Source organism: Streptomyces sp. LS1784, from assembly GCF_020103755.1.
GTDB lineage: Bacteria > Actinomycetota > Actinomycetes > Streptomycetales > Streptomycetaceae > Kitasatospora.
Map to the genome: position 1 here is coordinate 1 of NZ_JAHSQD010000757.1, position 3,195 is coordinate 3,195.

The window sequence follows — 3,195 nt, forward strand, 5'->3', positions numbered from 1 at the left end:
ACCGCGCGGGCCTCGGCCAGCTTGTCCGCGCTCACGCCGCCGTCCCGGGCCGCGTCGCGGACCTGGTCGCGGAAGCGGTCGAGCAGCCGCTCCAGCTCGCGGGCCGGGTCCCCGGCCGGGTCGGTGCGGGCCCATGGCGGCAGGTCCGCCGGGGCGCCGGGCTCGTCCTTGTCCAGGTCGATCCGGGTCACGGTGACCCGTTCGGCGGGCTCGGCGGGCGGCTCGTCCGCCCCGTGGCCCCAGCGGGCCGCGTCGGCCAGCCCGGCGAGGCCCTTGGTCAGCTCGGACAGGCCCTCGGCCAGTCCGGTCGGCCAGTCGCCCTTCGCGGCGTGCTCGCGCACCTGCTGCTCGACCCGGCGCTTGATCCGCAGCGCCTCCTGCTGCGCTGCGGTGCGCGAGGCCTTGGCCTGCTCGCGCAGCCGGCGGGCCTCCTCCTCGGCGGCCTTCGCCTTGGCCTTGGCGGCCCGCTCCTGCTCCCGGGCGCGCTTGGCCTGCTCCTTGGCCTGCTGCTTGAACTGGGCGAACTCGTCCTTGGCGCGCTGCCAGGACTCGTTGTCGCCCCAGGGCCCGGCCCACGGGTCGCCGCTCTCGGTGCGCTCCGGCCGCGGTGCCTGCCTGGCGGCGTTCCACAGCTCCTCGCGCAGGTCCTTGGCGCTGTCCCGGACGTCCTCGCGGATCGCCCCGGCGAGCTGCGCCACGGAGTCCCGGATCTCCAGCTCCAGCTCGTCCAACTCGCCCTGCCGGGCTTCGAGTTCGGTGCGTCCGGCGTCGGTCAGCCGGTACACCTTGCGGCCGCCCTCGGTGCTGTGGGCGACCAGGCCCTCCTGCTCCAGCTTGGCCAGGCGCGGGTAGACCGTCCCGGCCGAGGGGGCGTACAGGCCCTGGAACCGCTCCTCCAGCAGCCGGATCACCTCGTAGCCGTGCCGCGGGGCCTCGTCCAGCAGCTTCAGCAGGTAGAGGCGGAGCCGGCCGTGGCCGAACACCGGTGTCATCTCAGGCCTCCTTGGTGAGGTTCGGCGTGCCGGGACCGGCCGGGAGCTCCTTGACCACCACCGGGCCCTCCTCCTCCGAGTCGGGGCGGCGCAGCACGGTGACCGCGCCGGAGACGGTGGTGACGTTGAGGCTACCGCGGCCCTCGCCGAGCCGGCCGGAGATCTTCTTGGCGCCCCAGGTGCTGCTCATCTGGAGCTGCTCGAAGGTGCTGGAGACGTCGCCGCTGGTGGAGCCGGCCTCGACGGTGGCGTCGGCCAGCGAGGGTATCCGGACCACGACCGCGCCGCTGACGGTGTTGACCTTGACGTCGGTCTCGCCGGCCACGTCGAGGTCCAGGGTGACGGCTCCGGTGACGGTGTTGGCCTGGACCCGGTCGGCGGTGCCGGCGATCACGGTGAGCTGCCCGGAGACGGTGTTGACCTTGAGCTGTCCGCCCACCGCCTGGGCGTCCACGTCGCCGGTGACGGTGCCGGCCTCGATGAGGCCGGTCACCCCCGCGAGGGTGGTGTCGCCGTTGGCGCTCTGCACCGAGACGTGCCCGTCGACGCCGCTGACGGTGGCGTCGGCCGACACGGTGCCGACCTTGACCTCGACCTCGGTCGGGACGGTCACGGTCACGCCGGCGATCCGCTTGCGCTTGAAGGAGCCGAAGAGGCTCTTCACCGCGCCGACCGACTTGAGCCGGTCGCCGAACTCGCTCCAGCTGTTGATGTCCTTGTAGGTGACCGTCAGGACGCCGTCCACCAGGGTCACGTGCAGGGGCTCGCCGACCAGCTCGGTGACCTCCAGACGGGCCGGGCCCTCGGCCGCCACCACGTTCACCGTGCCCTCGATGGTCCGCACGTGCAGCGCGCGCACGGGCTCGTCGAAGGTGATCCTCTCGGGGCCGTCGACCGTCCACTGGCTCATCTCTGCCGCCTCCCGTTGCCGATCGCGATGTATCGCGTTCTCTTTTAAAGACGATATATCGCGTGCGGGCAGAGTCAAGCGCGCCGGCCCCCGATCCCGACCCCGATCCGCCCCCGAGGTCTCCCCTACGGGGCCGTGGGGCCTGCGTACCCGGACACGCGCGAGGCCCGGGAGGCGGTTGCCTCCCGGGCCTCGCGGCGGCCGTCACTGGGTCACTCGTCGTCCTCGTCGTCGAGCCGCGCCAGCCAGGTGGCCAGCCGCTCGACCGGGACCTCGAAGTCCGGGTTGAGGTCGACGAACGTGCGCAGCTGCTCGGCCAGCCACCCCAGGGTGACCTCCTCCTCGCCGCGCCGGTTCTCCAGCTCCTCGATGCCTCGGTCGGTGAAGTACACGGTTCGCTCCGGTCCGGTGGGGATTGACCTGGTCAGGATAGTCCGGTCAGCTGGCCCGCCAGGTGCTGACGGTGACCTTGGCGGCCCCGGTGGTCGGGTCCGCCTGCTCGATCACCGCGACGGCGATGTTGCGGGTGACCCGGTCGCGGATGCACAGCAGACGGCCGGGCGCGACCCGGTTGTACGAGAGGTCGGTGTCCGGCCGGGAGTCGATCGCGGCGGCGCACTGCTCGGCGGTGACGGACGGCTCGGTGATCACCGCGAAGTCCGACTTGTTGTCGCCGTAGCTGGTGAAGGAGTTGGCCTTGCTGCCGGCGCCGCCGACGTTGACCACCCCGAGGCCCCACTTGAGGTCGGTGGAGCGGGGGACCACGGTGCCCGAGTCCAGGTCGATCCGGTAGGCGTCGGAGGAGTACTCGGCGCTGGGGATCGCCAGTGACTTCTTGTCCAGCATCGGGGAGTAGCCGGCCGGCCGGGCCGGGGCCGAGACGGTGCTCTGGCCGGGCTTCGAGGGCGCGGCCGTCACCGGGTCGGCGGAGGCCGAGGCGCTCGGGGAGGAGTTCGCCTTGGTCGCGTCCGGGCCCTGGGTCACGGTGACCGCGGCGGCCGGCTTGTTGTCCGACTTGGTGTCGTCGCCCAGCTTCTTCATCAGCACCACGCCGCCCGCGGTGCCGCCGACCGCCATCACCAGGGCGACGGTGAGCAGCACCTTCCAGGACACCCCGCCCTTGCGCTTGGGCTCGGGCTCCGGGTCGGCGGTCACCACCGGGCCGGGCGGCGGAGTGTCGTACGACGGCGGCTCCGGCTGCTGGAGCCGGGCGGTCGGCGGGGCCGGCAGCACCGGCGCGGTCGGCGACTCGGTGGGCGGCTGCGGGGCGCCGTACGAGCCGACCGGCGGCGG

3 protein-coding genes and 1 pseudogene are annotated in these 3,195 nt (G+C 73.2%); all 4 read right to left on the minus strand.

The window, feature by feature from the left end; translation table 11 throughout:
- Positions 1-992: PadR family transcriptional regulator (locus tag KS423_RS41845; RefSeq protein ID WP_224284953.1), on the minus strand; the 992-nt coding region annotated here is incomplete at its 3' end.
- Position 993: 1 nt separating this feature from the next.
- Positions 994-1,902, minus strand: a complete 909-nt coding sequence (locus tag KS423_RS41850) for a DUF4097 family beta strand repeat-containing protein (protein WP_224284954.1) — start codon at positions 1,900-1,902, stop codon at positions 994-996.
- 212 nt (positions 1,903-2,114) lie between these two features.
- Positions 2,115-2,294: a DUF6104 family protein gene (locus KS423_RS41855; protein ID WP_049649445.1), complete on the minus strand. Its 180-nt coding sequence runs from the start codon at positions 2,292-2,294 to the stop codon at positions 2,115-2,117.
- Between the two features lie 46 nt (positions 2,295-2,340).
- Positions 2,341-3,195, minus strand: a pseudogene (locus tag KS423_RS41860) (hypothetical protein); the annotation flags it as partial.

Bases quoted from the DNA above. Each gene is read 5' to 3' on its own strand.
- KS423_RS41850 (WP_224284954.1), bottom strand. From the start codon at position 1,902: ATGAGCCAGTGGACGGTCGACGGCCCCGAGAGGATCACCTTCGACGAG.